Origin of the sequence: Aureimonas flava (assembly GCF_003583935.1) — a bacterium.
Taxonomy (GTDB): Bacteria; Pseudomonadota; Alphaproteobacteria; order Rhizobiales; family Rhizobiaceae; genus Aureimonas; species Aureimonas flava.
Window position 1 is genome coordinate 15,384 of sequence record NZ_QYRN01000009.1, and the last position, 25,118, is coordinate 40,501.

Annotated in this window: 25 protein-coding genes, 1 tRNA gene and 1 pseudogene; 13 read left to right on the plus strand and 14 right to left on the minus strand. The window is 66.4% G+C overall.

Features of this window, described 5'->3' with window-relative positions; all coding sequences use genetic code 11:
• Positions 1-30: 30 nt before the first annotated feature.
• On the minus strand, positions 31-831 hold the full coding sequence (locus tag D3218_RS16075; protein ID WP_119541098.1) for an SDR family NAD(P)-dependent oxidoreductase: 801 nt from the start codon (positions 829-831) through the stop codon (positions 31-33).
• Positions 832-878: 47 nt separating this feature from the next.
• Positions 879-1,127 (minus strand): Dabb family protein, encoded by a 249-nt coding sequence (locus tag D3218_RS16080; RefSeq protein ID WP_245415077.1) that lies wholly within the window; start codon positions 1,125-1,127, stop codon positions 879-881.
• A gap of 240 nt (positions 1,128-1,367) precedes the next feature.
• On the opposite strand from D3218_RS16080, the gene D3218_RS16085 reads away from it, so the two are divergent.
• From D3218_RS16085 to D3218_RS16095, 3 genes and pseudogenes are all read left to right on the plus strand, one after another.
• Positions 1,368-2,282, plus strand: coding sequence for a LysR family transcriptional regulator (locus D3218_RS16085; RefSeq protein ID WP_119541099.1), 915 nt, complete (start codon positions 1,368-1,370; stop codon positions 2,280-2,282).
• A gap of 455 nt (positions 2,283-2,737) precedes the next feature.
• Positions 2,738-3,586, plus strand: a pseudogene (locus D3218_RS20155) (amidohydrolase family protein).
• 228 nt (positions 3,587-3,814) lie between these two features.
• A complete protein-coding gene (locus tag D3218_RS16095; RefSeq protein ID WP_168990563.1) occupies positions 3,815-4,300 on the plus strand; it encodes a nuclear transport factor 2 family protein in 486 nt (161 codons plus the stop codon).
• 74 nt (positions 4,301-4,374) lie between these two features.
• Here the strand turns inward: D3218_RS16095 and D3218_RS16100 are convergent, their stop codons facing one another.
• From D3218_RS16100 to D3218_RS16120, 5 genes are all read right to left on the minus strand, one after another.
• Positions 4,375-6,021 (minus strand): Fic family protein, encoded by a 1,647-nt coding sequence (locus D3218_RS16100; RefSeq protein ID WP_119541101.1) that lies wholly within the window; start codon positions 6,019-6,021, stop codon positions 4,375-4,377.
• A gap of 462 nt (positions 6,022-6,483) precedes the next feature.
• On the minus strand, positions 6,484-7,143 hold the full coding sequence (locus tag D3218_RS16105; RefSeq protein ID WP_119541102.1) for a hypothetical protein: 660 nt from the start codon (positions 7,141-7,143) through the stop codon (positions 6,484-6,486).
• 58 nt (positions 7,144-7,201) lie between these two features.
• Positions 7,202-7,417, minus strand: coding sequence for a DUF3892 domain-containing protein (locus tag D3218_RS16110; RefSeq protein WP_119541103.1), 216 nt, complete (start codon positions 7,415-7,417; stop codon positions 7,202-7,204).
• A 312-nt stretch (positions 7,418-7,729) separates the two neighbouring features.
• Complete coding sequence (locus D3218_RS16115) at positions 7,730-8,731, minus strand: zinc-binding alcohol dehydrogenase family protein (RefSeq protein WP_245415078.1); 1,002 nt, start codon at positions 8,729-8,731, stop codon at positions 7,730-7,732.
• A 92-nt stretch (positions 8,732-8,823) separates the two neighbouring features.
• Complete coding sequence (locus D3218_RS16120) at positions 8,824-9,720, minus strand: LysR family transcriptional regulator (protein ID WP_119541104.1); 897 nt, start codon at positions 9,718-9,720, stop codon at positions 8,824-8,826.
• 148 nt (positions 9,721-9,868) lie between these two features.
• Between D3218_RS16120 and D3218_RS16125 the strand changes: the two genes are divergently transcribed.
• From D3218_RS16125 to D3218_RS16145, 5 genes are all read left to right on the plus strand, one after another.
• On the plus strand, positions 9,869-10,459 hold the full coding sequence (locus tag D3218_RS16125) for a nuclear transport factor 2 family protein (RefSeq protein WP_210209695.1): 591 nt from the start codon (positions 9,869-9,871) through the stop codon (positions 10,457-10,459).
• 110 nt (positions 10,460-10,569) lie between these two features.
• Positions 10,570-11,526 (plus strand): ring-cleaving dioxygenase, encoded by a 957-nt coding sequence (locus D3218_RS16130; RefSeq protein WP_119541105.1) that lies wholly within the window; start codon positions 10,570-10,572, stop codon positions 11,524-11,526.
• A 239-nt stretch (positions 11,527-11,765) separates the two neighbouring features.
• Entirely contained in the window at positions 11,766-12,122 is a 357-nt protein-coding gene (locus D3218_RS16135; RefSeq protein ID WP_136625120.1) for a GIY-YIG nuclease family protein, read from the plus strand.
• Positions 12,123-13,019: 897 nt separating this feature from the next.
• Positions 13,020-14,954 (plus strand): putative bifunctional diguanylate cyclase/phosphodiesterase, encoded by a 1,935-nt coding sequence (locus D3218_RS16140; RefSeq protein WP_168990564.1) that lies wholly within the window; start codon positions 13,020-13,022, stop codon positions 14,952-14,954.
• Positions 14,955-15,022: 68 nt separating this feature from the next.
• Positions 15,023-15,976, plus strand: a complete 954-nt coding sequence (locus tag D3218_RS16145) for a Gfo/Idh/MocA family protein (protein WP_119541108.1) — start codon at positions 15,023-15,025, stop codon at positions 15,974-15,976.
• Between the two features lie 4 nt (positions 15,977-15,980).
• Here D3218_RS16145 and mnmA read toward each other — a convergent pair whose 3' ends face one another.
• Positions 15,981-17,153, minus strand: coding sequence for a tRNA 2-thiouridine(34) synthase MnmA (gene mnmA, locus D3218_RS16150; RefSeq protein WP_119541109.1), 1,173 nt, complete (start codon positions 17,151-17,153; stop codon positions 15,981-15,983).
• Positions 17,154-17,401: 248 nt separating this feature from the next.
• On the opposite strand from mnmA, the gene sciP reads away from it, so the two are divergent.
• Positions 17,402-17,692, plus strand: coding sequence for a CtrA inhibitor SciP (gene sciP, locus D3218_RS16155; protein ID WP_055888338.1), 291 nt, complete (start codon positions 17,402-17,404; stop codon positions 17,690-17,692).
• A 158-nt stretch (positions 17,693-17,850) separates the two neighbouring features.
• Here sciP and D3218_RS16160 read toward each other — a convergent pair whose 3' ends face one another.
• Positions 17,851-18,210: a flagellar export protein FliJ gene (locus D3218_RS16160; protein ID WP_119541110.1), complete on the minus strand. Its 360-nt coding sequence runs from the start codon at positions 18,208-18,210 to the stop codon at positions 17,851-17,853.
• Between the two features lie 378 nt (positions 18,211-18,588).
• Here D3218_RS16160 and ctrA point away from each other — a divergent pair, with 378 nt between their 5' ends.
• A complete protein-coding gene (gene ctrA / locus D3218_RS16165) occupies positions 18,589-19,284 on the plus strand; it encodes a response regulator transcription factor CtrA (RefSeq protein ID WP_119541111.1) in 696 nt (231 codons plus the stop codon).
• A 67-nt stretch (positions 19,285-19,351) separates the two neighbouring features.
• Here ctrA and D3218_RS16170 read toward each other — a convergent pair whose 3' ends face one another.
• Positions 19,352-19,744: a PleD family two-component system response regulator gene (locus D3218_RS16170; RefSeq protein ID WP_119541112.1), complete on the minus strand. Its 393-nt coding sequence runs from the start codon at positions 19,742-19,744 to the stop codon at positions 19,352-19,354.
• Between the two features lie 99 nt (positions 19,745-19,843).
• Positions 19,844-20,527, minus strand: a complete 684-nt coding sequence (chpT, locus tag D3218_RS16175; protein WP_119541113.1) for a histidine phosphotransferase ChpT — start codon at positions 20,525-20,527, stop codon at positions 19,844-19,846.
• A 251-nt stretch (positions 20,528-20,778) separates the two neighbouring features.
• Between chpT and D3218_RS16180 the strand changes: the two genes are divergently transcribed.
• Both D3218_RS16180 and D3218_RS16185 read left to right on the plus strand, forming a co-directional pair.
• Entirely contained in the window at positions 20,779-21,375 is a 597-nt protein-coding gene (locus D3218_RS16180) for a DUF1134 domain-containing protein (RefSeq protein ID WP_119541114.1), read from the plus strand.
• A gap of 125 nt (positions 21,376-21,500) precedes the next feature.
• On the plus strand, positions 21,501-22,502 hold the full coding sequence (locus D3218_RS16185) for a hypothetical protein (RefSeq protein ID WP_119541115.1): 1,002 nt from the start codon (positions 21,501-21,503) through the stop codon (positions 22,500-22,502).
• On the opposite strand, the gene D3218_RS16190 is transcribed toward D3218_RS16185, so the two are convergent.
• The 3 genes from D3218_RS16190 to D3218_RS16200 form a co-directional block, all read right to left on the minus strand.
• The gene (locus tag D3218_RS16190) at positions 22,441-23,286 is read right to left on the minus strand and encodes a TrmH family RNA methyltransferase (protein ID WP_119541116.1); all 846 of its coding nucleotides are present in this window, start codon (positions 23,284-23,286) and stop codon (positions 22,441-22,443) included. The two genes, D3218_RS16185 and D3218_RS16190, sit on opposite strands and share 62 nt — an antisense overlap.
• 127 nt (positions 23,287-23,413) lie before the next feature.
• Positions 23,414-23,488 (minus strand) — tRNA-Glu (locus D3218_RS16195).
• Positions 23,489-23,546: 58 nt separating this feature from the next.
• Positions 23,547-23,924 (minus strand): fimbrial protein, encoded by a 378-nt coding sequence (locus D3218_RS16200; RefSeq protein ID WP_136625121.1) that lies wholly within the window; start codon positions 23,922-23,924, stop codon positions 23,547-23,549.
• A 27-nt stretch (positions 23,925-23,951) separates the two neighbouring features.
• Here D3218_RS16200 and D3218_RS16205 point away from each other — a divergent pair, with 27 nt between their 5' ends.
• Entirely contained in the window at positions 23,952-24,980 is a 1,029-nt protein-coding gene (locus D3218_RS16205) for an RluA family pseudouridine synthase (RefSeq protein WP_119541118.1), read from the plus strand.
• The last annotated feature ends 138 nt before the right edge of the window (positions 24,981-25,118 follow it).

Consider the following 25,118-nt stretch of genomic DNA (forward strand, 5'->3'; position numbering starts at 1 on the left):
CCGATAAGGTGGGGCCCGGCGTCTCCTTGATCAGATCAGCGAACGGATGCTGCCGCCGTCCACGCCCCAGACGGAGCCCGTGACGAAGCTTGCGAGATCGGACGCCAGGAAGACGACGACGTTGGCTACCTCCCCCGGTTCACCCAGACGCGCGAGTGGCAGTTGCCGGAGCTTCAGTTCGTGCTCCACAGCCTCCTGCGGCGGCATCTTGTGGTGCTGTCCCATGGTCTCGGCGAAGCCACCGGGCTTCGTCCAGAAGGGGGTCCATACCGGACCGGGCGCTACGGCGTTGACCCGGATCCGCGGAGCCTCCGAGCGGGCCAGGCCCTTGGTCAGGGCGAGGACGGCCGCTTTCGAGGCCGAGTAGTCGATCGGAACGGGCTCGGGCTGTCGGGCGAGGTCCGAGGCGTTGTTGATGATGGCGCCACCCTTGTCCCGGAGCGTCGGCAGGACGGCCCGCGTCGCACGGACGTAGCTCATAAAGTTCAGGTTCATGGTGCGGTCCCAGTCCGCATCGGACAGGGAGTCGAAGTCGCGCACGGCTCCCGAGCCGACATTGTTGACCAGGACGTCGCAGGCCCCGTCGTAGGCTCGAAGGACGGAGGCGACACCGTCCCTCACCCCGGCATCCGTCGAGAGGTCGGCCCGGACGATCTCGGCAGTCCCGCCGTTCGACCGGATGCGATCGCGAAGTGTGGCGAGGCCTCCTTCGTCGATGTCCAGGAGCGCCAGCCGGGCGCCTTCCTCGGCGAACTTCTCGGCGGTGGCTTCGCCGATGCCGGCGGCGGCCCCGGTGATGAGCACGACCTTACCTTCGAGACCGGTCTTCATGTCTTCTCCTCCCATTGTTCTCCGCGATGCCGACGCCGACGTACGGACTACGCCGTCGCCAGTTCTGCCCGGATCGGATAGTCGACCTGGTATCGGGCGATCCGCATACCCGCCAGTTCGTCCCGGACCTTCAGGTGCAGAGGATGGTTTCCATAGTCGCGGAGCGCATCCGTCGACTGGAACACCGAATAGAGGACGACGTCGCAGGCGTAGTCGATTCGGCTGACGTCGATCCCGATCTCGAGTTCCAGCAGGCCAGGGATCTTGCCGACGAGGGCTTCGAACTTCTCCTTCACCACCGAGGCCGACTCGTTCTTCTCAGCCGGGTGTCCCCGCTGACGTTCCACATCACGATATGCTTGATCACCAGTGCGCTCCTGCGAACCTTGGTCATGTTCGGGCGCATCGTAGCGTGTCGGGGACTCGCTAAGATCCGGGATGACGAGAAACACCCTTGCAAAACGAGCAAGCTCTTCCCGATCATGGCCCCATGGATTGCCGCGACTGCAAAGCGTGCACGTACGATGGAGTTCGGAATGGATCGGTTCACCGAGACGGAGGTGCTGGTCAACGTCGCGGAACAGGGAAGCATCACCAAGGCGGCCGACGCGATGGGTCAGTCGGTGTCGGCGGTGAGCCGATATCTGTCCTCGCTCGAGGAACGCCTTGGGGTCCGGCTAGTCAATCGGACGACGCGACGTTTCTCGATGACGGAGGAAGGCGAGATCTTCTACCAGCACGCCAAGGCAATCCTGGCTGAGATGCAGGACGCCGAGGCACTGGTGATGCAGGGGTCGAGTTCCCCGTCGGGCACGCTGAAGATCACCGCGTCGACCTCGTTCTCGCTCCTTCACCTCATGCCGATCATCCCGGACTTCATGCGATCGCATCCGAAGGTCGCCGTCGAGGTGACCGCGCACAACCGGTACTACGACATCATCGAAAGCGGTGTGGATCTCGCGGTCCGCACCCGACGCGTGGAGGCCGACAGCTCGATCACGATCCGAAGGCTGGCCGAGACCAGGCGACGTCTCGTCGCATCGCCCGAGTACGTCGCCGAGATGGGAATGCCTCACACGCCGGACGATCTCGAGAACCACCGTCTCCTCGTCTACATGCTCGCCGACGATCCTCTGAAGCTGCACCTGAAGAAGGGGGGCTCGACGTTCACCGCCCAGATCCGTCCGACCATGACGAGCAACGAGGGGCAGCTTCTCCTCAGTGCCGCCCTGTCGGGCATGGGGATCATCGCCCAACCCTCGTACATCGTGGAGGACGCACTGGAGCGCGGCCAGCTCGTCCGGGTCCTCGACGACTGGGACCTCCCTCGCCTCACGATCAACCTTGCCTTCCCGACACGGCGCCACCTTCCCGCCAAGACCCGCATCTTCATCGAGTTCCTCGTCGAGCACTTTCGGAGGATGGACTACGAGCGGCTCTGGACAAACTGACCGAGGAGTCGTCCCGGCTTCCAGACCAGCCAACTCGGGTGACCCCGCCGGCCCAGAACGACGGAAGGGCCTACCCCACGCCAGGGTGCAGAACGAGGAGTGGTCGGAGTGTCCTCTCCCCTGTCGCTCCATGGCCTTCCAGCCCATTCGTGCACTTTGCGGGAAAGCGCTTCCCGCATGCTGCGGTTACATCGGGCCCGGCTGCCGACTAGCCTTCCCGACACACGCGCTCCTTCCTGTACGACGCAGTTCGTCGGAGGGCGTGGTGATCAGTGTCGATTCAGATGCGGCGGTGGGCCCCCCTTTCGCCTTGTCGCGAAGATCAGAGCAGCAAGGAGCTTCGGATGCGTGTCATCGCCCTCGAGGAGCATTTCACGACGGAGGCGTTCGCCTCGAACAGCGCCTCCACCGCAGCCATTGCCCAGCCCGGCGTTTGGGCGGAAGCGGTTCGGCAGATGCTCGACACTGCCCAGAACCGGATCGGCGCGATGGATCGCGCCGGCGTCGACATGCAGGTCCTGTCACTGAACTCACCGGGCATCCAGGCCGAGGCTGATGCCCGCTCGGCGGTCGAGCGCGCCATCGCGGCGAACGACATCCTGGCCGAGATCGTCGCACGCCGCCCCGACCGCTTCTCCGGCTTTGCCGTTCTTCCTCTTCAGGATCCGGAGGCTGCCGTCCGTGAGCTGGAAAGAGCGATCGGGGAACTCGGCCTGAAGGGAGCGATCGTCAACGCCCATAGCCAGGGCACATACCTCGACGATCCGAGCCTGCGGATCCTCTGAGCGAAGTTGAGCGACCTGGACGTGCCCATCTATCTCCATCCAGGCAGCAGTGTCGACGTCCCCCACGTCTACGGAAACCATCCACAACTCGCCGGCCCGATGTGGAGTTGGGGAAACGACACCGCCTCCCACGTGCTGCGCGTCGTCTTCGCTGGCGTCTTCGATCAGTTCCCTAACGCCAAGCTCATGGTCGGCCACATGGGTGAAGGGCTTCCCTACGTTCTCTGGCGCCTCGACTCCCGATGGGCCTGGCACAATCATCACGGCATCGAACTCGCCCGTCCCCATCCTTCGGACTACATCCGGGAAAACCTCTACATCACGACGAGCGGGGTCTGCGACAACGCCCCTCTTCTGTGCGCCCTCTCTGCGATGGGATCCGATCACGTCCTGTTCGCTGCGGACTATCCGTTCGAGGATGTGGATCTCGCGACGAAGTTCCTGCGCGAAGCACCCATCGACGAAGCCGAACGGCACAGGATCGCGCATGGCAACGCGGAACGCCTGCTGCGCCTCTGACATCCCGTCGGCCTGCGGCATCGTCCAACGATGTCGTCGGTTGGCGTCCGTAGACGACTGCTCTTCGTCAGCATCGACGGCCGGACGCGTGTCGAGCGCGAGGTGGCAGGACCGAAGCGTTCGATCCCCACGACCTATCCATCACATGGCGCGTCTGAGATCGCATGGGCGATCGCTTCGACCGCGCCCCCTTCGCCTCGAACACGGCGACTGAGAGAGGAATCATCCATGGTGCCTGCGACCGGCGACGACGCGAACAGCTACATCCTCGACCGGCTCGCCATCGCCGACGTCCTGGCGGACTGTGCTCGTTGCCTCGACGAGTACGACATCGACGGCATCGGCGCCCACTTCACCGAGGACTGCATGATGGATCAGGGTCCGATGCGTGGTGGCCCGATCCACGGACGGGATCCGGTGGTTGCGGGGATGAAGACGCGGCAGGCAAGATTCCGCCGCACGAACCATCAGCTCGGCCAGTCGCTCGTCCGGATCGTCGACGACACGGCGGACGTCGTGACCTACGTGCATGCCTGGCACGAGACCTGGGACGGCGAGAAGCAGGAGGCCAGGCTCCGCTACGTCGACCGGATGGTCAGGAGGCCCGATGGACGCTGGATGATCGCCGCCAGGCGATCAGAGGCGATGGGTGTCGATGGCTTCGAGGAGGCGATGTGGAACTGGGTTTCACGACGGGCTACGGAAAGGCCCTGAGGCTCACGCACTCCATCGCAGAACGATGCGTCGCGAGCCGTGGATGGCATGACCGCCCATGGACGCGGGAGCGGTCAGCGGCGTGGCCGGGCTTCTGGCGATCGCTTGACCGAGTTCGAAGCATCGCTCTCTGCGGGTTCGACCGGATCGGCCCGCTCCTCGAGTTTCTCTCCTTCGCGAAGTCGTCGCGGCGGCGGGGGCTCGAGGGAGAGGCACTCGACGACCAGTCGTGTGAATGGGCCGATGTCTCCCTGCCCGCTGGCCTCCTCCAGAGCCTCCATGTACTCGGTCCGGCGATCGACCGGGATGATCGTCCAGGGATACCCGCCCGATGCCAGCATCAGGTTCATCAGGAACCGGCCGCATCGACCGTTCCCGTCGGGCAGTGGATGGACATACGTGAAGACGAAGTGCCCCAGAATGGCCCGCACGCGCGGATCCTCCTCGGAGCGAAGGCATTCTATGAACGCCTCCATCGCGTCCGGAACGATCTCCCCAGCGGGCGGGATATGTCCCGATCCACGAAGCCTAATGGCCACGTTCCGATATCCAGCCAGACTTTCCGGCCGCATCAGACCAGCGGTGACGGCCGGCCGGAAGAGCGCTCCGAACCAGTCCTGGTGCCGTGTTTCGAATGCATCCACGCTGTTCATGCCGTCGAAGACCTCGACGATGGTCTCCTTGACCAGTTCGTGCGCCTCCAGGTAGCCCTTTGCCGCCATGGCGTCGCTCAGCCCCTCGTCCCGTCCGTTTTCGGCTGGATTCCAGTTGCCGCCCCTGACGCGTTCTATGAGTTCCTCGCTGACTCGGTAGCCCTCGATGGAGAGCGAGTGGTAGGCATCGGACGTGTGACTTTCGTCGATGGCAGCCAGATAGCCTTCCACGTCGAGGATCTCCCGTGGCTCGTCCGGGAACGCCTCCAGCACCTGCTTGCGCATACGCGACCACATCAGACGGATCCTCGTGGCGACAGGGGCCTCGGGGCGACGTCCAAGCGTGATGGAAATCTCGGTGCCGAACGGATCCATGTCGGGTCTGACATCATGTCCGGCCCGCTTCATCAGCGACACGATCTGATCGGCGTCGGTCGTTCTTCCGAGCAGGGCCAGTGCGCCTGAAAGACGCGAGGCTGCGGCGACGTTTCCGTCCCTGAGAAGAGGCCTCGAAAGGGACGCGACGCCGCGGATGGACCCAAGTAATGCCACGAAGGCTTCGTGCTGATCAGCCCATGCACGGGGGGGCGCTGCAGCCAATGCCTCTTCGGCCGAATAGGCGCGCACGCCCTCTCCGTCGATCTGGACGTCGACTGGCAGCGGCGCCCGGTAAACCATGATTGAGGTTCCATGGGGCAGCGCCTGGACACCGTTGTTGCCTCTTGGCGCGCGGACGAGGACCTGCGTGGGTATCCGATTGTCGGCGGTGAGGTGCCGGATGGAAGTCTCCGGGGCAAGGACCCAGTCCTCCCCGAAGCGATCGTCGAGATAGGCGCAACAGAACTGCCAGAAGGACGCATACCAGGACGTCGTGTCTCCACGCCGTTCCGTCGGACGCCCGACCATGACCCATCCAGCGATCACCTCCTCTAGATAGCCCTCGCTCAGAAGCCGTTCGCGGTCGGTCCTGGAAAACTCGGACGATCGGAACACGCGTCGGGAACTGGCCGCGGTCAGATCTTTCAACCGGGTCAGCGACGTCGCCATCTTTTCATTGAGGGATGCCATGCGACGTACTCCGGACCGTCAGAGACGTCAGAATTATCAAGCGACGTCGTGCATTTTATATCGGATGATGTGGTGCGTTTTCAATCGATCGATGCCGCGCATTTTCTATCGCTCGATGCCGTAGCATTAGCTGCAGATGGTATTGCGCTGGCGGCAGCGGTGTTAAAGCCGGCTACACCTGACATCGAAACGTGGACCGTTCGAACAAGGCGGAGGAAGGCGACCTCCCACAGCTCATGTGCTGGCCGGCGTCCTGCATTCGGGCCGCCAATGTAGGCGCAGCGGCCCTCCTTCGTTGAGGGATTGGTTGAGTACCCTACCAAGCACGCCTGGCAGGCCAGCCTGGCCGGCGACTTCGGGCGAGCGTCGGGAAGCTTTGCTCGCATGCCAGATGAACATTTTCGCCTCCATTTCGAGAATGGCGGCCTTCCTCGCAACGCTCACCGGCTGGATCGGCGGTTCTCAGCCATCCCGGAGTTCGTCACGACGTGTCAGGAGTTGGACGTACCGTTCACGAAAGTCTTCCTCCTCCCCGCCGGTCAACGGGTTGCGATCGATCGAGAAGGTGCGCCCCCGGATGACGTCGAGGATCCGCAGTTCCTCGTGCGGCACGTCCGGGAACGCCTGCCCCAGGACCCACAGGCCGAGTCTCGCCGCATGCTCACCCAGCGCCGGTTCTTCGGAGAAGTACGGGTACACGAAGTGCTCGACACCGCCTCCATCCTGAACCGAAAGCAGGTTGTCGATCTTCACGGTGGCATCCAGGCCGGGAACCTGGAACCGCGCACTCAGGCTCCGCCCCGTACGGAAAGGCTGGTTGGTCCAGCGTCGGCGCTCGTTCCACCAGAGAAGAAACCCGTCCCGCAGCCGTGGGTAGAGATTGGTGTAATGACGGTTCGACGCGACGCGAGCGGTTACGGACGCATGCAGGTCGCGCTCCCCGAGAGCATGGGCTTTCGCGTCCGACCAGAAGGGCTGATGAAAGTCGCCGCCGTTGCCGGTTCGTCCGGCTGCCCGTGCGGCATCCGTTCCGATGTCCCGCACCAGCGAACTTCTCTGCGCCCGTGCGTCGAGAAACATGATCTTTAGAAGCTTGCGAAGCGGTATGCTCTCGATCGCCATCCGTGAACCTCGGAGATTTGGACAACTGCCTTCGAAACTATCGGAGAGGGCGGAGCGGTCAGGTATCGCTCCGATTGACGTTATCCCGCGTCGATCGATCCGGATCGTCGCGCACGTACTCGCGGTCGTTGACCTTCACGACATGGTATCCTGGATGTTCCCCGCGCTTGACTTCCGCGACGACGTTCCGTCTCGGGACGTTCTTGCGGTCACCGACGTCGTAGTGCTCATTCCGTCGGCCGGGACAGTCGTTCTTGCCAATGATGCGTGTCATCCAACGAATCTCTTATAGAGTTTAGTATAAATGAGCTGGATACACGGACGCGACTCCGCAAGAGGGCCGTTTCGCAATATCGACAGTTTTCCGGCACCGACTGCCCCGAATTGTTCTACCGGAGCCTCGCCTTGATTCCTCGCGTTCGAACCATCGGGGTGTGCGGAAGGATTCGCGTACGGACCGGCGCACCGTCCTCGCTCTTCAAGGAACCAACGATGCTCCTCGCCCCTGCCATGGAAGTGGCGACACCAGTCCAGGTCCGATCGATCCGACGTTCGAGGCGACGTCCGACGAAGAGGTGCGGATGCCTCAGGGCAGGATGACGATCTTACCGCCTGCCTGATTCGTTTCCATGCATCGATGCGCTTCTTCGATCTCCGCAAGGCGGAAGGTCCGCCCGATCCTGACGGGCAACGTCCCGGCCTGCACGTCGTCGACGAGCTGCTGGAGCGGCATCTGCATGAACTCCTCGACGCCGCCGCTGTAGGTTGTGAGGGCGACGGACGTCGGGATCGCCGCCATCGGCTCGAACTGATCGAACGTCCATCTGTCTCCGACCATCCCGGCCATGCAGACGACCCCGTGCTGGGCAGCACAGGCGAGACTGTCGACGAGGGTCGTCGTACCGACGAGTTCCAGAACCTTGTCCACGCCCTCAGGGCATACCTCCCTGAGCCTGGAGGCGATCGATCCATCATCGACAAGGACGTGGTGGGCGCCGTGCGCACGAAGCAGGCCTTCCCGATCCGCCCGGCGGGTGGTCGCGTAGACCGTCGCTCCGAGGCTACGAGCGATGGAGGCGGCGGCCAGCCCGACCGACGTCGTTCCGCCCCGGATCAGGAGCCGGTCACCGGCCTGCAGCCGAAGCGAAACGGACAGGGATCCCCATGCGGTCTGGAGCATCTCCGGGAGAGCGCCGAGCTTCTCCCATGGCAGGTCGGTCCGCAGCGCCTGCACCTGACGGACAGGAACCTTGACGTATTCGGAGTAGCCGCCGTCGAAGTCGCGCCCCATGCCACCCATGACGGTCGCGACGGTCTGTCCCAATTCGAATTCGCCGCCTGGCGCCGACACCACCGTACCGGTCGCCTCGATCCCCAGCACGCGCGGAAACCGGACGTTCGGCGAGTGCCCCTGTCTCGTGAAGAGTTCGGAGCGGTTCAGCCCGAAGGCGCCGACCCGGATCAGCACCTCTCCAACCGACGCCTCCGGCACCGGCAGGTCGACGAGTTCGAGAACCTCCGGGCCACCGGGTGCCCTCACGATCGCCGCCTTCATCGTCGGACGGCTACCGAGCGCTTCCTGTGTCATACCTCCGACCTCCATCGACGTGGCTGGTGCACCTCTCCCTTTCGTATCCTGATCCGTGGCCGCTGTTCACGACGATCGCCTGGACGATCCGTTCACTGTGCGAGTTCCTCGCTCAGGGCCTGTGTGAACAGACGGGTCCGGGTCGGCAGCAGCCGTCTGCCCGGAAACACGGCCCAAATCGGAAGCCGGGACTGATGCCAGTCCATCAGGACGCGCACGAGTGCCCCCGACGAGACCTTGTCCGCCGCGAGGTGATTGGCCAACGGCGCGATCCCGGCCCCGTTCAGGGCCATGTGCATCAGCACTCCCGGAGAGTTCGCCGTCATCCGCCCTGGTGGACCACCGCTCCACGTCCCCTCGTCGGATGTCAGACGCAGTTCCGGTGGATGCCCGATCGTCTGTGTGAGGTGAAGGAACTCGTGCCCTGAAAGATCGGCAGGTGTATCCGGCGTCCCCCGAGCCGCGAGATATCCTGGGGCAGCGTACAGACCCATCTCGATGGTTCCGACACGACGGGCGGCGAGAGTTGCGTCGTCTTGCAGATCGCCGATCCGGATCGCGAGGTCGAAGTTCTCGGAGATCAGGTCGACACGCCGCCTCGAGACATCGACGTCGATGGACAGCCTCGGATACGTGGCCATGAAGCGCGCAAACAGGGAAGCCATCATGTCGGCGGTGAAGTCGGTCGGAATGGAAATGCGCAGGTGTCCGGTGGGCTCGGAGGAGCCGCTTCTGACGAGTTGGGCCGCCGCGTCGATCTCGGCGGCCACCTGTCTCGCATGTGGCAGGACGGAACTGCCGAGATCGGTCAACGCGAAGGAGCGGGTCGTCCGATGAAGCAACTTCTCCCCGAGTTGCTCCTCCAGAACCATGATCCGGCGGGATACGGTTGAGTTCGGAACGCGCAGCCTCTCCGCTGCACGTTTGAAGCTCCCCTCCTCGACCACGCACGCGAAGATGACGAGATCGTTCGGATCGAGATCCCTCAATGCCGCCTCCTTAACGTGTGCCCTTCGGTCAGCGATTATCTCATGAGCAGAATTCTGACCACCGAAAACCGGTATTTATCCCAAAAATGAATTCCGTATCTTCACGTCATCGGCTGATCGTCAGTCGCCCCGTTCCTCCGGAGATACCATGTTCCGCACCTCCCGCATCGTCGCTTCCGTGCTCGCCTCAGCCCTGTCCGTCGCAGCCCTTTCCGCCCCATCGACCGGCGCCGCTGCGCAGACCAGCGCCACTTCGGCTCAGTCGGACGCATCCCTGGCCGTCGTGATGGACTTCCTGTCCAACACGGCTCCCGACAAGGTGGAGGCTGCGGCCGAGCGGCTGGTCGCCCCGGATGCGACCTTTGTCTCCCTCAACTTCGAGAACCCCGAACTGAAGCAGATCCTGCCGTGGACCGGCACCGACAAGGGCCCGAGGGCTTACAGCGGCACGTTCCTGCGTGTGGCGAACTACTGGAGCATCGAGGACTTCACCGTCACCGACTCGCTGGCCTCCGACGAGGACGTCGCGATCTTCGGCAAGTTCACCTACCGCTCGGTCGCCGTGGGCCAGGTCGTCACGTCGCCGTTCTCGATCCATGCGAAGGTTCGCGACGGCAAGATGACCTACTTCCAGTTCATGGAAGACACCTATGCCACCGCCGCGTCGTTCCGTCAGTCCGGCACCTGGACCGTCAAGACGACGAAGGACGCCGCTCCGAAGGAGGTCGGTGCCCGGTAGTACCTTCTCCCGACACCGCCCGGCGCCAGGTCTACACCGCCGCACGCCGGGCGGATCGGCATCGACCGGCCCATGTCGCCAGCCCGGCGGCTAGACATGAGGAGACTCGCATGACCCTCGAACTCACCGGCATCCATCATCTCACGGCGATCACCGCACATGCCCCGGAGAACGTCCGGTTCTACACCGAGACGATGGGAATGCGGCTCGTGAAGAAGACCGTCAACCAGGACGACACGTCGGCCTACCATCTGTTCTACGGCGATGGTGCCGCCTCGCCGGGAACCGACCTCACCTTCTTCGACTGGCCGACGGATCGGGAGAGGCGTGGACGCGACGGCGTCACGCGCACTGGCCTCAGGGTTTCCGGCGAGGGCGCGCTCGCGTGGTGGAAGACGAGGTTCGACGAGAAGAGCGTCGTGTCCGGTGAGATCGCCATGATCGACGGACGCGCCTCGCTCGAATTCGAGGATTTCGAAGGACAGCGCTTTCGCCTCGTCGACGATGGTGGCCCCACGTCGTCGCATCCCTGGGATCGCAGTCCAGTGCCCGCGCAGTTCCAGATCAAGGGTCTCGGACCCATCGTCATCGCCGTGGCGGACCTGCGTCCGACGTCGACCGTCCTCACCCATCTGATGGGTATGACCGAGATGCGGACCTATCCGTCTCCCGACGCCCTGCGCGACGTCCATGTGTTCACGATGGGGCCAGGCGGACCGGCCGCCGAACTGCACGTCGCGGTTCAACCTGCCCTACCAGGCGCCCGCCAGGGAGCCGGTGGCGTCCATCACGTCGCCTTCCGCACCCCGGACGGTGACCAGTTGAGGCAGTGGGCCGAACGACTGAGGTCCGTGAGGCTTCCGTCCACGGGCGAAGTCGAGCGGTTCTACTTCCGGTCCGTGTACTTCCGGGAGCCAGGCGGAACCCTGTTCGAGATCGCGACCGACGGACCGGGGTTCACGGTGGACGAGCCCCTGGAGACACTGGGTCAGTCACTGTCACTTCCCCCTTTCCTGGAGCCTCGTCGGACAGAGATCGAGGCTGGGCTCGTTCCTCTGACATCGTGAGCGCTCTAAACATTCAGGTATCTGGGAACGGTTAGGGTGATCGGAGCGGATCGGCAGGACGGCCGATCCCGGCATTGGGCTCACCGGCCGTCCCGCCGGTTTCTGGAAGGCACCGAGCGGTCATGTCACCGGAGTTTTTCGCCCATCTCCGACCTCTGCACTCAGCCTTCGAGGAGCTAATCGCGTCCCCGAGATACCCACTGATCGATCCCGTGACGCGGCCTCCCAAGAGTGGCGGCGTGTACGTGTTCTGGTCGAACGGAAAAGCCCTCTACGTGGGTCGGTGCCGAAACCTGCGTCAGCGTCTGGCCGGTCACCATCTTCCCAGCATGGGCACGCAGTCGGCCGGCTTCGCCTACCGGCTCGCGCGGATCGCGACGGGCCATGTGACACCCACCTACAGATCAGGCCGCGGTTCGCGAAAGTGGCTTCAGACCGACCCGGAATTCATGGCCGCCTTCGCCACCGCGAAGTCTAAGGTCGCCGCGATGTCCGTCCAGTACGTGGTCATGGAGGACGACATCACGCAGGCGCTTCTCGAGATCTACTGCGCGGTCGCCTTGCAGACGCCCCACAACTCTTTCCGAACAACCTGAATTCGCATCATTTACAGCCACTTAGAGAAGTATGCCGTGTTGCATTTGCCGCAGATCCAAGTTGGATCTGCGGTAACTCCGGGCGGGTGGGTCGCATCGATTTGCGCTTTGTCGCAGATCCAATCTGGAAAGTGCCGCAGAAAGGAAGGCGGAGCTTCAACTAAATCAACCCTTTAGTTGCCGCAGATCCAAGTACCCCGGACATCATCTCCGCCGCTTGTTCGGCACGGCGCTCCGGTATCACGCGGCGCACTCGCGGAACGTCGGAGTTCCGAAAGCCCTCGGTCCGCCCGTACGGTCCAGTCCCCTGACCGACCGATCCGTTCCGAAACCGGCGCAAGGCAGGCTCGCCGACCGCGCGCGATGACGCCGACGCGGTCTGCCGAATTGGACCCCCAAACGCGATCACGCCGCGGGCTCCCCTTGCCGACCGGCAGCGGGAACAAGCCTTCCCGGCATGCTCCGGCGCTGGGTTCGCTTCGGTTCGGGTGATCCGCCCTTCGGCAACTTCCGCAGCCGAAAGGCCGAAGAGAATGACGGCGATCGTCAACTTCGGCATGCAACGCCTGCAACACGAGCCTGGCGCGTAGTCTATGAGACTCTACGGCGGCGACAATCTGCGGTAGTATACGATCTCGCCTACTGCACCGGCTTCAGTTCACGCAGCCGTTGTGTGCCCGGACGAACCAGAACAGGAAGATGCGCGACAGACGTGTATCGATACACGCACCGCAGATCGGCTCGATGTCCAACATCGCCCTCTTGAAAACCCCCATGAGGAAGATACGAAACTCCCGCTACGGCGTCGCGACGTGGCATTCGACGCATGTTGCGACACGGAATATCAAGACCTGCAGGGTTAGCGTCGCTTCGATATTGGCAGACGCCGGATGGCTCATGTTCCTCAAAGCAATGCAGTGGCTGACCCTTTCGTCGGTCGACCGCGAACTGGCGCAAAAGCAGTTCCACGACCTGCGATCGCAGATCCCGCTGCTCTACACGCTTCTCGCGGTCAACGCCGTGGCCCTCGGATATACGCATTACGGCGTCGCGCCCGACTGGATGTCGGTCTGGGTGCCAGGTGCGCTCGTCATCGTGGGCGTCGCGCGCACGATCGCCTGGATCCGCTGCAAGCACGTCGAGCACGACCAAACCGTCATCATCCGCCACCTGCGGTACACGACCGTTCTGGGCTGCCTGATCTCGCTGGCCTACATCGGATGGTCGCTCGGGCTCTCCAACTTCGGCGGACCCGACGAACGCGCCCACGTCGCCACCTTCGTCGGCATCACGGTCATGGGCTGCATCTTCTGTCTCAGCCCCCTTCCGCAGAGCGCCATTCTCGTCGCGGCCCTGACCACGACCCCCTATCTCGTCTTCTGCCTGCTCACGCCGGGAAGCGGCATCTACGTCGCGATCGCGTTCAACATCGTCGTCGTGACGCTGGTCGTCCTTCGCGTCCTGATGAACGGCTTCTCCGCCTTCGCCGATCTCGTCCTGTCGCGGAGCGAAGCGGCACGGCTGGCTCGCGAGGTGACGGTCCTCGCCCATACAGACATGCTCACCGGCCTGCCCAACCGGCGCCGGTTCTTCACCGATCTCGAGCGACGCATCGCGGGGCGCGGCGCGAACAGCGAACCCCTCGCGGTGGGCGTCATCGATCTCGACCGGTTCAAGGCGGCCAACGACACCTACGGTCATGTCGTCGGGGATCAGATCCTGGCGGAGGTCGGCGCGCGGCTGGCGGCCGAACTGGAGGGGCGCGGCAGCGTGGCACGGCTCGGCGGCGACGAGTTCGCGTTCGTCATGGACGGTGACGGAGAGGCCGCGATGGCGCTGATGTCGGGGGTCTGCCAGCGCCTGGCGGAACCCTACATGGCCGACGATATCGCCATCTCGATCGGCGCGTCCTGCGGCATCGCCACGATCGAGGGAGCCGACCCACGTTCCGCGACGCTCTACGAACGGGCGGACTACGCCCTCTACACCTCGAAGAGCACGCGGCGCGGCCTGCCGACCCTGTACTCGGAAACGCACGAGAAGGCCGTGCGCTCGGAACGCGCGATCGAGGCCGCCCTCCAGGTCGCCGACCTCGACGCCGAACTCGCGATCCATCTCCAGCCCGTGGTGGACACGCGCACGCACGGCCTGTCCGCCGTCGAGGTCCTGGCGCGCTGGACCTCGCCGACGCTCGGACCGGTCAGCCCGGCCGTGTTCGTGCCGGTGGCCGAGCGCACCGGCATCGTCCACCGGCTCACCGTGAAGCTGTTCGAGATGGCGCTGGCGCAGGCGGCGCAGCTGCCGGAAGCCGTCTCGGTCTGCTTCAACCTGTCGGCCCACGACCTGACCTCGCCGGCCACGATCCTGTCGCTGGTCTCGGCGCTTCGCCAGTCCGGCGTCGCACCCGCGCGCATCGTCTTCGAGCTGACCGAGACGGCGATGCTGCGCGACTTCACCGCCGCGCGCGAATCGCTCGGCATGCTGAGTGCCCTGGGGGCGCAGGTCGCCATCGACGATTTCGGCACCGGCCATGCGAGCCTCAGCTATCTGCGCGAGCTGCCGATCCACCGCGTCAAGATCGACCGCAGCTTCGTGTCGGGCGACAAGGCGTTGGCGCGCCGCGACCTCCTGGGCGCGGTGATCGCGATGTGCCGTTCGCTCGACCTGCAATGCGTGGCCGAGGGGGTGGAGACCGAGGAGCAGATGGCCTTCCTGCGCACGGCCGGCTGCGACGCGCTGCAGGGCTACCTGATCGCGCGTCCCATGCCGCCGGCCGCCCTCGACGACTGGATGAACGGACCGCGGGCCCGTCTCGCGGCGGGCGCGGCCTGACCCCGCCCTTGCGAAGGCTCCGCCGCGAAGCTACGCAGCGCGCGTAGGGAAATGCGGATGGAGCTGTCATGACACCGCGCGTTGCCGTCGTCGGCTGTGGGCATTGGGGCCAGAACCACGTGCGCACGCTGAAGGAGATCGGGGCGCTGGCGGCCCTGTCCGACGCGGACCCGGCCAAGGCGGCCGCGCTGTCGGAGCGCTTCGCCGTGCCCGCCGTCGCGCTCGACGCGCTGCTCGCCGACCGCGCGATCGACGCATTGGTGCTTGCCCTTCCCCCCTCGCTGCACGGCCCGACCGCGCGTCGCGCCTTCGCCGCAGGCAAGGACGTGCTGATCGAGAAGCCCATCGGCCTCGACGCCGCCGACGCCGCGCGGACCGCCCATGCCGCCGCCGAGGCCGGCCGCATCCTGATGGTCGGGCACGTCCTGCGCTTCCACCCGGTGTTCGAGCGCCTGGAGGCGGCGGTCGGCGAAGGCCGCGTCGGCGCGGTGCGCCACATCGTCTCGACGCGCCTCGGCCTCGGCCGCTTTCTCGGAATGGACGCGGTCTGGGACCTCGCGCCGCACGACCTGTCGCTCGTGCTGCGGATCGCCGGCGAGCATCCGTCGTCGGTGGACACGCTGCGCCGCACGGTTCTCAGCGACGAGACCGACGTCGCCGACATCGCCCTGCGCTTCCCTTCCGGGATCGGAGCCGAGATCCACGTGTCGCGCGTATCGCCCTTCCGCGATCGGCGATTCTCGGTGATCGGCACCGAGGGGATGCTCACCTTCGACGACCTGGCGCCCGAAGGGCAGAAGCTCGCCTTCCACGGCCACAAGGTCTGGCGCGAGGGCGCCGCCTTCGCCTTCCGCTCGGCGGACGCGGACTATCTGGACACCGAACCCGGCCTGCCGCTCGACCGCGAGCTGCGCCATTTCCTGGAATGCGTCGCGACGCGCGAGGCGCCGCGCACCGGCGCGGAGGAGGCGGTGGAAACGGTTCGGATCCTGGAGACGGCGTCGCCCCGCAAGGCCGCCTGACGGATCAGGCGACGAGGCTCTCGCCGCCCGTCTCGGCTGGCAGCGCGCGCTCGGTTCGCGCGATCACGCCGCCGCCGAGCACCTGCGCCCCCTCTCCCTCGCCGGCATAGAACACGCAGGCCTGGCCCGGCGACACGCCGTCCTCGCCGGCCGCGAGTTCCACAACGGGCGTCCCGTCCGTTCCGCTCGTCAGCCGGGCCGGCGCGGGCGGGCGGGTGGAGCGGATGCGCACGAAGAGATCGATCGCCTCCTCGCCCGGCCGAGGCATCGCCGCGCGGCCCAGCCAGTTGACCGAGCGAAGCGACAGCCGGCGCGTTTCCAGCGCGGCGCGCGGGCCGACGGTGACGCGGTTCGCCCGCGCGTCGATGCCCACTACATAGAGCGGCTCCCCCGAAGCGACGCCGAGGCCGCGACGCTGGCCGATGGTGAAGTGGACGATGCCCTGGTGGCGGCCGAGCGGCCGCCCGTCGAGATGCACGATCTCGCCGGGCTCGCCGGCTTCCGGCCGCAGGCGCGAGATGACGTCGCTGTAGCGCCCCTTCGAGACGAAGCAGATGTCCTGGCTGTCGGGCTTGGAGGCGACGCCGAGCCCGTATCGGGCGGCGATCTCGCGCGTCTCGGGCTTGGTGAGATGCCCGAGCGGAAAGCGCAGGAAGTCGATCTGCTCCTGCGTGGTCGCATACAGGAAATAGCTCTGGTCGCGGTCGAGGTCGGCCGGCCGGTAGAGGCTGCGGCCTTCGCCGTTCGGCCGCGACAGGATGTAGTGGCCGGTCGCCAGCGCGTCGGCGCCGAGCTCGCGCGCGGTGCTCAGAAGGTCGCGGAACTTGACCGTCTGGTTGCACGCGACGCACGGGATCGGCGTCTCCCCCGCCAGATAGCTCTCGGCGAACGGATCGATCACCGCCTCGCGGAACCGCTGCTCGTAGTCGAGGACGTAGTGCGGAATGCCGAGGATTTCGGCCGTGCGCCGCGCGTCGGCGATGTCCTGGCCGGCACAGCAGGCCCCGGCGCGCCGGGGCGTCGCGCCGCCGTCGTAGAGCTGGAGGGTGATCCCGACGACGTCGTAGCCCTCGTTCTTCAGGATGGCGGCGGTGACCGACGAATCGACGCCGCCCGACATGGCGACCACGACGCGCGTCTCGGCGGGCGCCTTGGGCAGGTCGAGGCTGTTGGGCATGACATGCAAACTCGGCTGCGCCGGACAGGCCGGCAGATATGTCCCCTTTTACTGCGCCGGTCCCGGCGTGCCAACCATCGGGGACCGCACGCGTTTCGGGCTGCGCACTCCACCGGCCGAGCACCCGCGCGCTGCGGGAGCTTGATTCAACCTGTTATCGAATTGCTAATAACGGCTTAGCGGAATGTTTAGAGCCGCTGGTCTAGCTTGGCGATGCGATTAGGTCTTTGCGTAATGTAGAGAGTTCAATGACCGATCAGGTTAGACCAAGAGTGAAATACGTCATTGGACCCGATGGGAGTCCGCTGACGATCGCCGACCTCCCGCCCTCCAATACGAGGCGCTGGGTGATCCGCCGCAAGGCGGAGGTGGTGGCGGCGGTGCGCGGCGGGCTTCTCAGCCTCGATGAAGCCTGCTCGCGATACACGTTGACCGTGGAAGAGTTCCTTTCCTGGCAGGCGTCGATCGACAGCCATGGCCTGGCCGGGCTGCGCACCACGCAGCTCCAGGAATACCGGAAGAAGATCGATCTTCACTGATCGCTTCGCCGGCGGCGAGACGAAGGAAGGGTCGGCCCGAAAGGCGCCGGCCTTTTTTCATGGGCGGCCCCTGCCCCCGCCGCGCAGGACGGCCACGAAAAAGGGGCCCGGCGCTTGGCGTCCGGGCCCCGATCGGGAGGTCTGGGAAATCCTGCGGATCAGGCGACGGCGGTGCGGCGGTCCTCGCCGGCATCGCGCTGCTCGAGCTTTTCGGCGTTGACCAGTTCGGCCTCGGCCTCCTCGAGCGCGATCCGCGCGGCGTTCATCTGGATGCGCAGGTCGCCGGCCGAGTTCGTCAGATTGTCGCGGCGGGTGCGCGCGGCCTTGGCGAAGGTCGGATAGGCGAAGTGATTGAGGTCCGTGATGCCGGACTTCTTCTCCTCGCTGGCGATCTGGGCGTCGAGCTCGCCGGCCATCCGCTCGAATTCGTTGAGCATCATCTGCAATTGGTCGGTCTGCCGCCGCTTCTCTGCCACCTTGAAGCGCGCCAGCCGAACCAGGTTGTCACGTTTGGCCATGACGCCCTCATCTCCTGTGTTCCATAGGGGTTCTCAACATGAACCCCCGTTTCGCGGCGCATCTGCGGCTTCGGGCAAGCCTCGTCGGCTACACCTTAACCGTCTGTTTACGCGCGCCGTTAATCATAGCCATGGATCATTTAAGGCAGGGTAAACCGATCGAGTCCAAGTCGAAGCGAGGAAGCGCCGTGCGTCCCCATGCCGATGCCCCACATCTTCGCCCTGATGCGGACACAGATCGAAAGACTCGGTTGAACAAAGGATTCGAGCGGAAGGCATTGTTAACCATTCACTGGCACGATGCCCTCAAGCTCTAAGACGAACTCCAACCTAGTCGGACGACCCGCCCCGGCCGGGCTGATGCAGAGGATTTAACTGATGCGCGTTCTTTTGATCGAGGATGACAGCGCGATTGCGCAAAGCATCGAGCTCATGCTGAAGTCCGAGAGCTTCAACGTCTACACGACGGACCTCGGCGAAGAGGGCGTGGATCTTGGTAAGCTTTACGACTACGACATCATCCTGCTCGACCTGAACCTGCCCGACATGTCGGGCTACGAGGTTCTCCGGACGCTGCGCCTCGCCAAGGTGAAGACGCCGATCCTGATCCTTTCGGGCATGGCCGGCATCGAGGACAAGGTCCGCGGCCTCGGCTTCGGCGCCGACGACTACATGACCAAGCCCTTCCACAAGGACGAGCTGGTCGCCCGCATCCATGCCATCGTGCGCCGCTCCAAGGGCCACGCCCAGTCGGTCATCGTCACCGGCGACCTGACGGTGAACCTCGACGCCAAGACGGTCGAGGTGAACGGCCAGCGGGTGCACCTCACCGGCAAGGAATACGCCATGCTGGAGCTCCTCTCGCTCCGCAAGGGCACGACCCTCACCAAGGAGATGTTCCTGAACCACCTCTACGGCGGCATGGACGAGCCCGAGCTGAAGATCATCGACGTCTTCATCTGCAAGCTGCGCAAGAAGCTGGCCACGGCCACCGAGGGCAAGAACTACATCGAGACCGTGTGGGGCCGCGGCTACGTGCTGCGCGAGCCCGAATCGGATACCCGCGCGGCCTGACCCTCTCGCCGATCGCGACTTTCGAGGCCCGCCTTCCACCGGAACGGCGGGCCTTCTCGCGTCGGGCTCAGGCCGCGGCCGGCGTCGCCGCCTCTACGAAGGGTCCCACCCAGTCGAGCAGCGAGGCCCGGTCGAACGGGCGGAAGATGAAGCCGTCGGCGCCGGCGCGCTTGGCACGCGTCATCGTGCCGAGGTTCGATTCCACCAGCGAGACGAGGATCCGTGCCTTGGCGGTTCGCGGGTCGGCGCGCAGGGCGCGAACCGACGCCTCGATCGTGGTGCTCTGCAGCGAGGCGGACACCAGCACCAGGACCGGCGCGTCCGCGCCCGGCTTGCCCAGCACGCGCGCGGCCTCCTCCATGCTTTCGGAGCCGAGCGTCTCGAGCCCGATCCCGCCCAGGATGCGGGCGGCGACCTTGGCGACGATGCTCGATTCGTCGATGACCAGGCAGGTTGACATGCTCGGGCTCCCGCTCCGGCCGACCTCGAGGCCGGCGCGTGTCGAAGACGCTAGCAGCCGTAGTTTAGGGAGGGGTTCACGAAGAGGGCGAACGTTTCCTCAACGCGGCGCCTCGATTTCGACGGATCGCAAGGCCTCCTCCGATTCGTCCGCAGGCACGACATGGAAGACGACCTCCTCCTCGCCCTGCTCCAGCCGGACCGAGAGCCCCGCTTCCCGCGCCAGCAACAGCGCGTAGTAGGGCTGGATCCCGTGGGCGTCGATCGATTCGGGCGTCGTCTCGCCGGCCAGGAGCTCGCGGAACTTGGCCGGCACGCGCAGCGGCTTGCCGCGCGCGCGGAGGGTGAAGCGGGCGGTGGGCTCCAGCCGCTCGATCGAGACCTCCACCTCGCGCCCGCGCGGCACCGAGGCGTTGGCCACTACCAGGAGATTGAGAACCAGCTTGGCGATGTTCTTGGGCACGTAGGCGCGCTCGCCCGACCACTGGAGGTTGGCCTTCTCGAAGGCCATCCACCCCTCGGCCACCGTCCGCGCGTCGCCCATGTCGATCTGCGCGGTGGAGGAACCGGACGCGCCGTAGGCGATGCGCGCGAACTGGAGCTTGGCCACCGCGCTCTTGGTCGAGGAGCGCACGAGCGCCATGGACTCCGGATCGTCCGGCATGTCGTCCAGGAGCTCGAGCCCGCTCTGGATCGCCCCGACCGGGGAGATGATGTCGTGGCAGAGGCGGCTGGCCAGGAGAGCCGCCAGATCCGGCGCGGACAATGCGGGCAGGTTCGTCATCGGCGTTCCGTCTCGGTTAACATTCGATGAAAATGCGACACAATCGCCCTATCACGGGGCCGCCCGAGCCGCGAGGCAAAGGCGCGCCCCGGCCACCCTTTCCCGCGCCTGTGACATCCGCACGACACCTGACGGAGGGGCAACGGGGCGCCGTTAGCAAAGCGGAAACCATGGAGCGCGCAAGCTGTGGGCGAGACCTCAACCCTGCGTGCGCACGCAGGGGCTGCCAGAGCTTTCGGAAGGATATCCCGATGAACCGCACGACCCGGCTGGTCCGCCGCCTCGCTTTCGCCGCCCTGGCCGCCGTCGCCCTGCCCGCGGCGCTCGGCCTGTCGAGCCTGCCGGCCGCCGCCCAGGCGCAGAGCGGCGGCTACACGATGGAAGAGATCGTCGGCGAGGGTCATCGCTTCTTCGGCGCGACGTCGGGCGGCCTGGCGACCGTGATCGAGCGCGCCTTCCAGGAGCGCGGGCTGCCCAACGGCTACATCCTCGGCGAGGAGGGCTCGGGCGCGCTGATCGGCGGCCTGCGCTTCGGCGAGGGCACCTTGTTCACGAAGAACGCGGGCGAGCACCGCATCTACTGGCAGGGCCCTTCCATCGGCTTCGACGCCGGCGGCGACGGCGCCCGCACCATGATGCTGGTCTACAACCTGCCCTCGGTCGAGGGCGTCTACGGCCGCTTCATCGGCATGAGCGGCAGCGCCTATCTCGTGGGCGGCGTCGGGATGACGCTCCTGCAGCGCGATTCCATCACACTCGTTCCCATCCGCACGGGCCTCGGCGCTCGCCTCGGCGTCAACGTGGGCTACCTGAAACTCACCCCGAGCCCGACCTGGAACCCGTTCTGATCGCCGCGACGCGCTAGGCAGATCGGGCCGCTTTGACGTAAGACAACCGGCATGGCCCCATGGTGCCGACCGGCGACGGGCGGGGCCGCGGGACGCCGGCTGTCAGGCACGAGGTCGACTAGTTCATGATCGCAACCGCGCTCGTCTTCGCGCTCGGCGCCCTGGTCGCCAGCTTCGTCGCCCTGATCTTCGCCCCCGTCCTCTGGAGCAACGCGCAGCGCCTTGCCCGCCGCGAGTTCGAGGCGTCGATCCCCACCGACGTGCGCGAGATGCGCGGCGAGATCGACGCCGCGCGTGCGCGCGCCGCCTTCGAGCTGCGCAGCGACGCCATGCGCCACCGGGCCGCCCGGGAAGCGGCCGCGCGGGAGCGGGCCGAGGCCGGGCGCGTGATCCTGGAGAACGGACAGCTTCTGGCGCGGCAGGCCGATCTGGACCGCCAGATCGCCGACTCCGCCGGTCGGACCGAGCATCTGGAAAGCCAGATCCAACTCCTCGTGACCGAACGCGACGCCCTCCTGGCCGCGCGTCAGGACCTGCGGACCCGGCTGGAGCGACGCGACGGCGAGCTGGCGACCCTTTCGGCCAAGCATCAGGCGCTGAGCGAAGGCTTCGACCAGCAGCGGTTTCGTCTCGCCACCGCGGAGGCCCGGGCCGAGGACATGGCGGTGGCCCTTCGCGCGCAGGCTCCGGGACGTTCGCCTCCGCCCTCCCCGGCGAAGGAGACCGTGGAACGGCCTCGGGGCGACCTGCGGGCCCTCGCGGCGACCGCGCCCACGCTCGCAGGCGACCCGCAAGACGGCCTCGCCTCGCCCACCGGAAACACCCGCCTGCGCGCGGCCATCGCGCTCGGCGGCGCGGGGAAGCCGTCGACCGCCAGCGCGGACCATGCCGAAATCCGCGAGCGGATCGGCGACATCGCCGCCCGCGTCATCCACGAGCGCATCAAGGTCGAGGGGCCGGAATCCCGGCTTGCGCGCATCATCGCCGACGCGCCGCCCCCCGCCGACGCGGGCGAGCCCCTGCTCGCCGACCGGGTGCGCCGCCTTCAGGCCGACGAGACGCCCGTCACGGCTGCTCCGGCCAAGCCAGGTGGTGCAGGACGAGCGCGGCGGAAGTCGCGACGTTGAGGCTGTCGAGGCCGGACGCCATCTCGATGCGCACCGGACGGCAGCGGGCGATCACATCGCCCTCCAACCCCTCGCCCTCCGCACCCAGGAACAGGGCCCGCGCGCGGCGGTCGCGCAGGGCGCGCAGCGGCTCCGGCGCGCCGGGGCTCAACGCCACGCATTCGAAGCCGAGCCCGGCCAGCCGATCCGCGATCGACACCGCGCCGCCCCAGCGCGCGAAGGGAACGGTGAACACCGTTCCGACCGATACCCGAATCGCCTTGCGATAGAGCGGATCGCAGGCCCGCCGGTCGAGGATCACCGCGCCCGCGCCGAAGGCGGCCGCATTGCGGAACGTCGCTCCCATGTTGTCGTGGTTGGACAGGCCGCACGCGACCACCACGCAGCCGCGCGCCGCGACCGTGGCCGCCAGCGCGGCGTCGAGGTCGGCCGCTGCGGCGGGCTCGACGGGCTCGGCCAGCGCCATCACGCCGCGATGCACGGGAAAGCCGGCGATCCGATCGAACAGCTCGCGTTCGACCCGGTACACGGGCGTGTCCGCCGGCAGCGCGGCCAGGCGCGGCGCAAGGCCGGCCAGCCGCTCGCGCAGCACCAGCAGCGCCACGAGCCGGAACCGGCGCGAGGCCAGGATCTGGTCGAGCACCACCGCCCCTTCCGCGATGAAGCGCCCGCTGCGCGTCAGGTCGCGCTCGCGCACGTCGCGAAAGGCGGCGATCCGCTCGTCCTCACGGTCGGCGATGTCGATCACGGCCGGACCGAAGTCCGCCCCCTCGTGCCCTCGCATGGCACCCCTCTCGTCCGCCGACGCACCCCGCGCCCACCCCGCCTGATCCGACGAACCGCCGCCCGGCGCAAGAGCCGACGCTCGGCTTGGCGACCGTGAAACCAGATATACGAACTTGAGGAAAGACTGGTACGCCCAAGGGGAATCGAACCCCTGTTTGCGCCGTGAGAGGGCACCGTCCTAACCGCTAGACGATGGGCGCGAACCAGTGATTGGGGGTATAGTCGGCCCGTTTCGGCTTGGCAAGCGGTTTCTGCGGGTCAGTTTCCAATCGGCGCCGGAGCGGCCACTGGTGTCGCCTGCACGGGGTAGCGTGCGGCCACGGTGCCGCTGCGCAGGTCGAGGAGAAGGAGGTCCTGCCCGCCGTCGGTGCGCTCCACCGTCAGCAGCGCCTGGTCGCCGTCCAGCGCGGAGCTGGTGATTCTCGCGCCTGCACCGATCGCCAGCGGCGGCAGCGTGCCGCCGGCGCGCGCGTCGTCCTTGGCGTCGGAGGTGCGATAGACAACGGCGCTCAGAACCGCGATAAGCCCGACGAACAGGACGGCGATCGACACGCCCAGAAGGCGGACCATCTTGCGTCGCACCTTCTCGAAGGCCGGATCGTGCGGCACGCCGCCGGTTTCAGTGTTTCCCGTCACGTTCTTCCCGCGCCGCTGGAGTGTCTGATGTCGATCGTTGGTACAGGGGGAGACGAAACGGACGCAAGCGAGTTCCGCGTCGGCGACGATGACGCGGGCCGCCGGCTCGACCAGTTCCTGGCCGCGGCGCTCGGCGGCGAGCTGTCGCGCTCGCGCCTCCAGTCGCTGATCGAGGACGGCCAGGTCCGCATCGACGAGACGCCCGTGCTCCTTCCGAAACGCAAGGTCGCGGCCGGCGAGACGGTGCGCCTCGACATGCCCGAGCCCGAAGCGCCCGAGCCCGTGGCCGAGGACATCCCGCTCGACATCCTCTACGAGGACGAGCATCTCGTGGTGCTCGACAAGCCGGCGGGGCTGGTGGTGCATCCGGGCCCCGGCAACTGGACCGGTACGCTGGTCAACGCCCTCCTCTTCCATTGCGGCGACACGCTGTCGGGCATCGGCGGCGTGAAGCGGCCCGGCATCGTCCATCGCCTGGACAAGGATACGAGCGGCGTCATGGTGGTGGCGAAGTCCGACGCCGCCCACCGTTCGCTCGCGGCGCAGTTCGCTGCCCACGGGCAGGACGGACGCATGGAGCGCGCCTACCAGGCCGTGGTCTGGGGCGTGCCTGCGCGACCGGTGGGAACGGTCGAGGCGGCGCTCGGCCGCTCCAACTCCGATCGCACCAAGCGGCAGGTGGTGCCCGACGGACGGCCGGACGCGCGCCACGCGGTCACCCATTTCGAGGTGCTGGAGCGCTTCGGCTCGGAGGGTGCCAACGCGTCGCTGATCGCCTGCATCCTGGAAACCGGCCGCACGCACCAGATCCGCGTGCACATGAGCCATATCGGACATCCGCTGATCGGCGACGACGTCTACGGCGCGCATTTCCGGACCAAGTCGCGCAAGCTCGGCGAGGTCGGCGAGATCGTCGCGGCTTTTCCCCGGCAGGCCCTCCACGCGTTCCGCCTCGCCTTCGAGCATCCGGTGACGGGCGAGCCGATGGCGTTCGAGACCGAGCTGCCGGAGGACATGCAGGAACTTCTGGAGGCGCTGGCCCGTTTGCCCGCCTGAACCGCCCGCGACGACGGCGAGGCGAGACCGGCCCGGCGTCTTCCGCGGGTGAACGAATTGTAACCTTCGTCCGCCCCCTTCCGGCCGTGTAATCGGGGCATAGAGTCCCCATATCCAAGCTCGGCGGACCGCGCCTCA

Excerpts from the sequence above, each read along its gene's own strand:
- D3218_RS16075 (WP_119541098.1), bottom strand. The coding sequence starts at position 831 with ATGAAGACCGGTCTCGAAGGTAAGGTCGTGCTCATCACCGGGGCCGCC.
- D3218_RS16085 (WP_119541099.1), top strand. The coding sequence starts at position 1,368 with ATGGATCGGTTCACCGAGACGGAGGTGCTGGTCAACGTCGCGGAACAG.
- D3218_RS16095 (WP_168990563.1), top strand. The coding sequence starts at position 3,815 with ATGGTGCCTGCGACCGGCGACGACGCGAACAGCTACATCCTCGACCGG.
- D3218_RS16100 (WP_119541101.1), bottom strand. The coding sequence starts at position 6,021 with ATGGCATCCCTCAATGAAAAGATGGCGACGTCGCTGACCCGGTTGAAA.
- D3218_RS16105 (WP_119541102.1), bottom strand. The coding sequence starts at position 7,143 with ATGGCGATCGAGAGCATACCGCTTCGCAAGCTTCTAAAGATCATGTTT.
- D3218_RS16110 (WP_119541103.1), bottom strand. The coding sequence starts at position 7,417 with ATGACACGCATCATTGGCAAGAACGACTGTCCCGGCCGACGGAATGAG.
- D3218_RS16115 (WP_245415078.1), bottom strand. The coding sequence starts at position 8,731 with ATGACACAGGAAGCGCTCGGTAGCCGTCCGACGATGAAGGCGGCGATC.
- D3218_RS16125 (WP_210209695.1), top strand. The coding sequence starts at position 9,869 with ATGTTCCGCACCTCCCGCATCGTCGCTTCCGTGCTCGCCTCAGCCCTG.
- D3218_RS16130 (WP_119541105.1), top strand. The coding sequence starts at position 10,570 with ATGACCCTCGAACTCACCGGCATCCATCATCTCACGGCGATCACCGCA.
- D3218_RS16140 (WP_168990564.1), top strand. The coding sequence starts at position 13,020 with ATGTTCCTCAAAGCAATGCAGTGGCTGACCCTTTCGTCGGTCGACCGC.
- D3218_RS16145 (WP_119541108.1), top strand. The coding sequence starts at position 15,023 with ATGACACCGCGCGTTGCCGTCGTCGGCTGTGGGCATTGGGGCCAGAAC.
- mnmA (WP_119541109.1), bottom strand. The coding sequence starts at position 17,153 with ATGCCCAACAGCCTCGACCTGCCCAAGGCGCCCGCCGAGACGCGCGTC.
- sciP (WP_055888338.1), top strand. The coding sequence starts at position 17,402 with ATGACCGATCAGGTTAGACCAAGAGTGAAATACGTCATTGGACCCGAT.
- D3218_RS16160 (WP_119541110.1), bottom strand. The coding sequence starts at position 18,210 with ATGGCCAAACGTGACAACCTGGTTCGGCTGGCGCGCTTCAAGGTGGCA.
- ctrA (WP_119541111.1), top strand. The coding sequence starts at position 18,589 with ATGCGCGTTCTTTTGATCGAGGATGACAGCGCGATTGCGCAAAGCATC.
- D3218_RS16170 (WP_119541112.1), bottom strand. The coding sequence starts at position 19,744 with ATGTCAACCTGCCTGGTCATCGACGAATCGAGCATCGTCGCCAAGGTC.
- chpT (WP_119541113.1), bottom strand. The coding sequence starts at position 20,527 with ATGACGAACCTGCCCGCATTGTCCGCGCCGGATCTGGCGGCTCTCCTG.
- D3218_RS16180 (WP_119541114.1), top strand. The coding sequence starts at position 20,779 with ATGAACCGCACGACCCGGCTGGTCCGCCGCCTCGCTTTCGCCGCCCTG.
- D3218_RS16185 (WP_119541115.1), top strand. The coding sequence starts at position 21,501 with ATGATCGCAACCGCGCTCGTCTTCGCGCTCGGCGCCCTGGTCGCCAGC.
- D3218_RS16190 (WP_119541116.1), bottom strand. The coding sequence starts at position 23,286 with ATGCGAGGGCACGAGGGGGCGGACTTCGGTCCGGCCGTGATCGACATC.
- D3218_RS16205 (WP_119541118.1), top strand. The coding sequence starts at position 23,952 with ATGTCGATCGTTGGTACAGGGGGAGACGAAACGGACGCAAGCGAGTTC.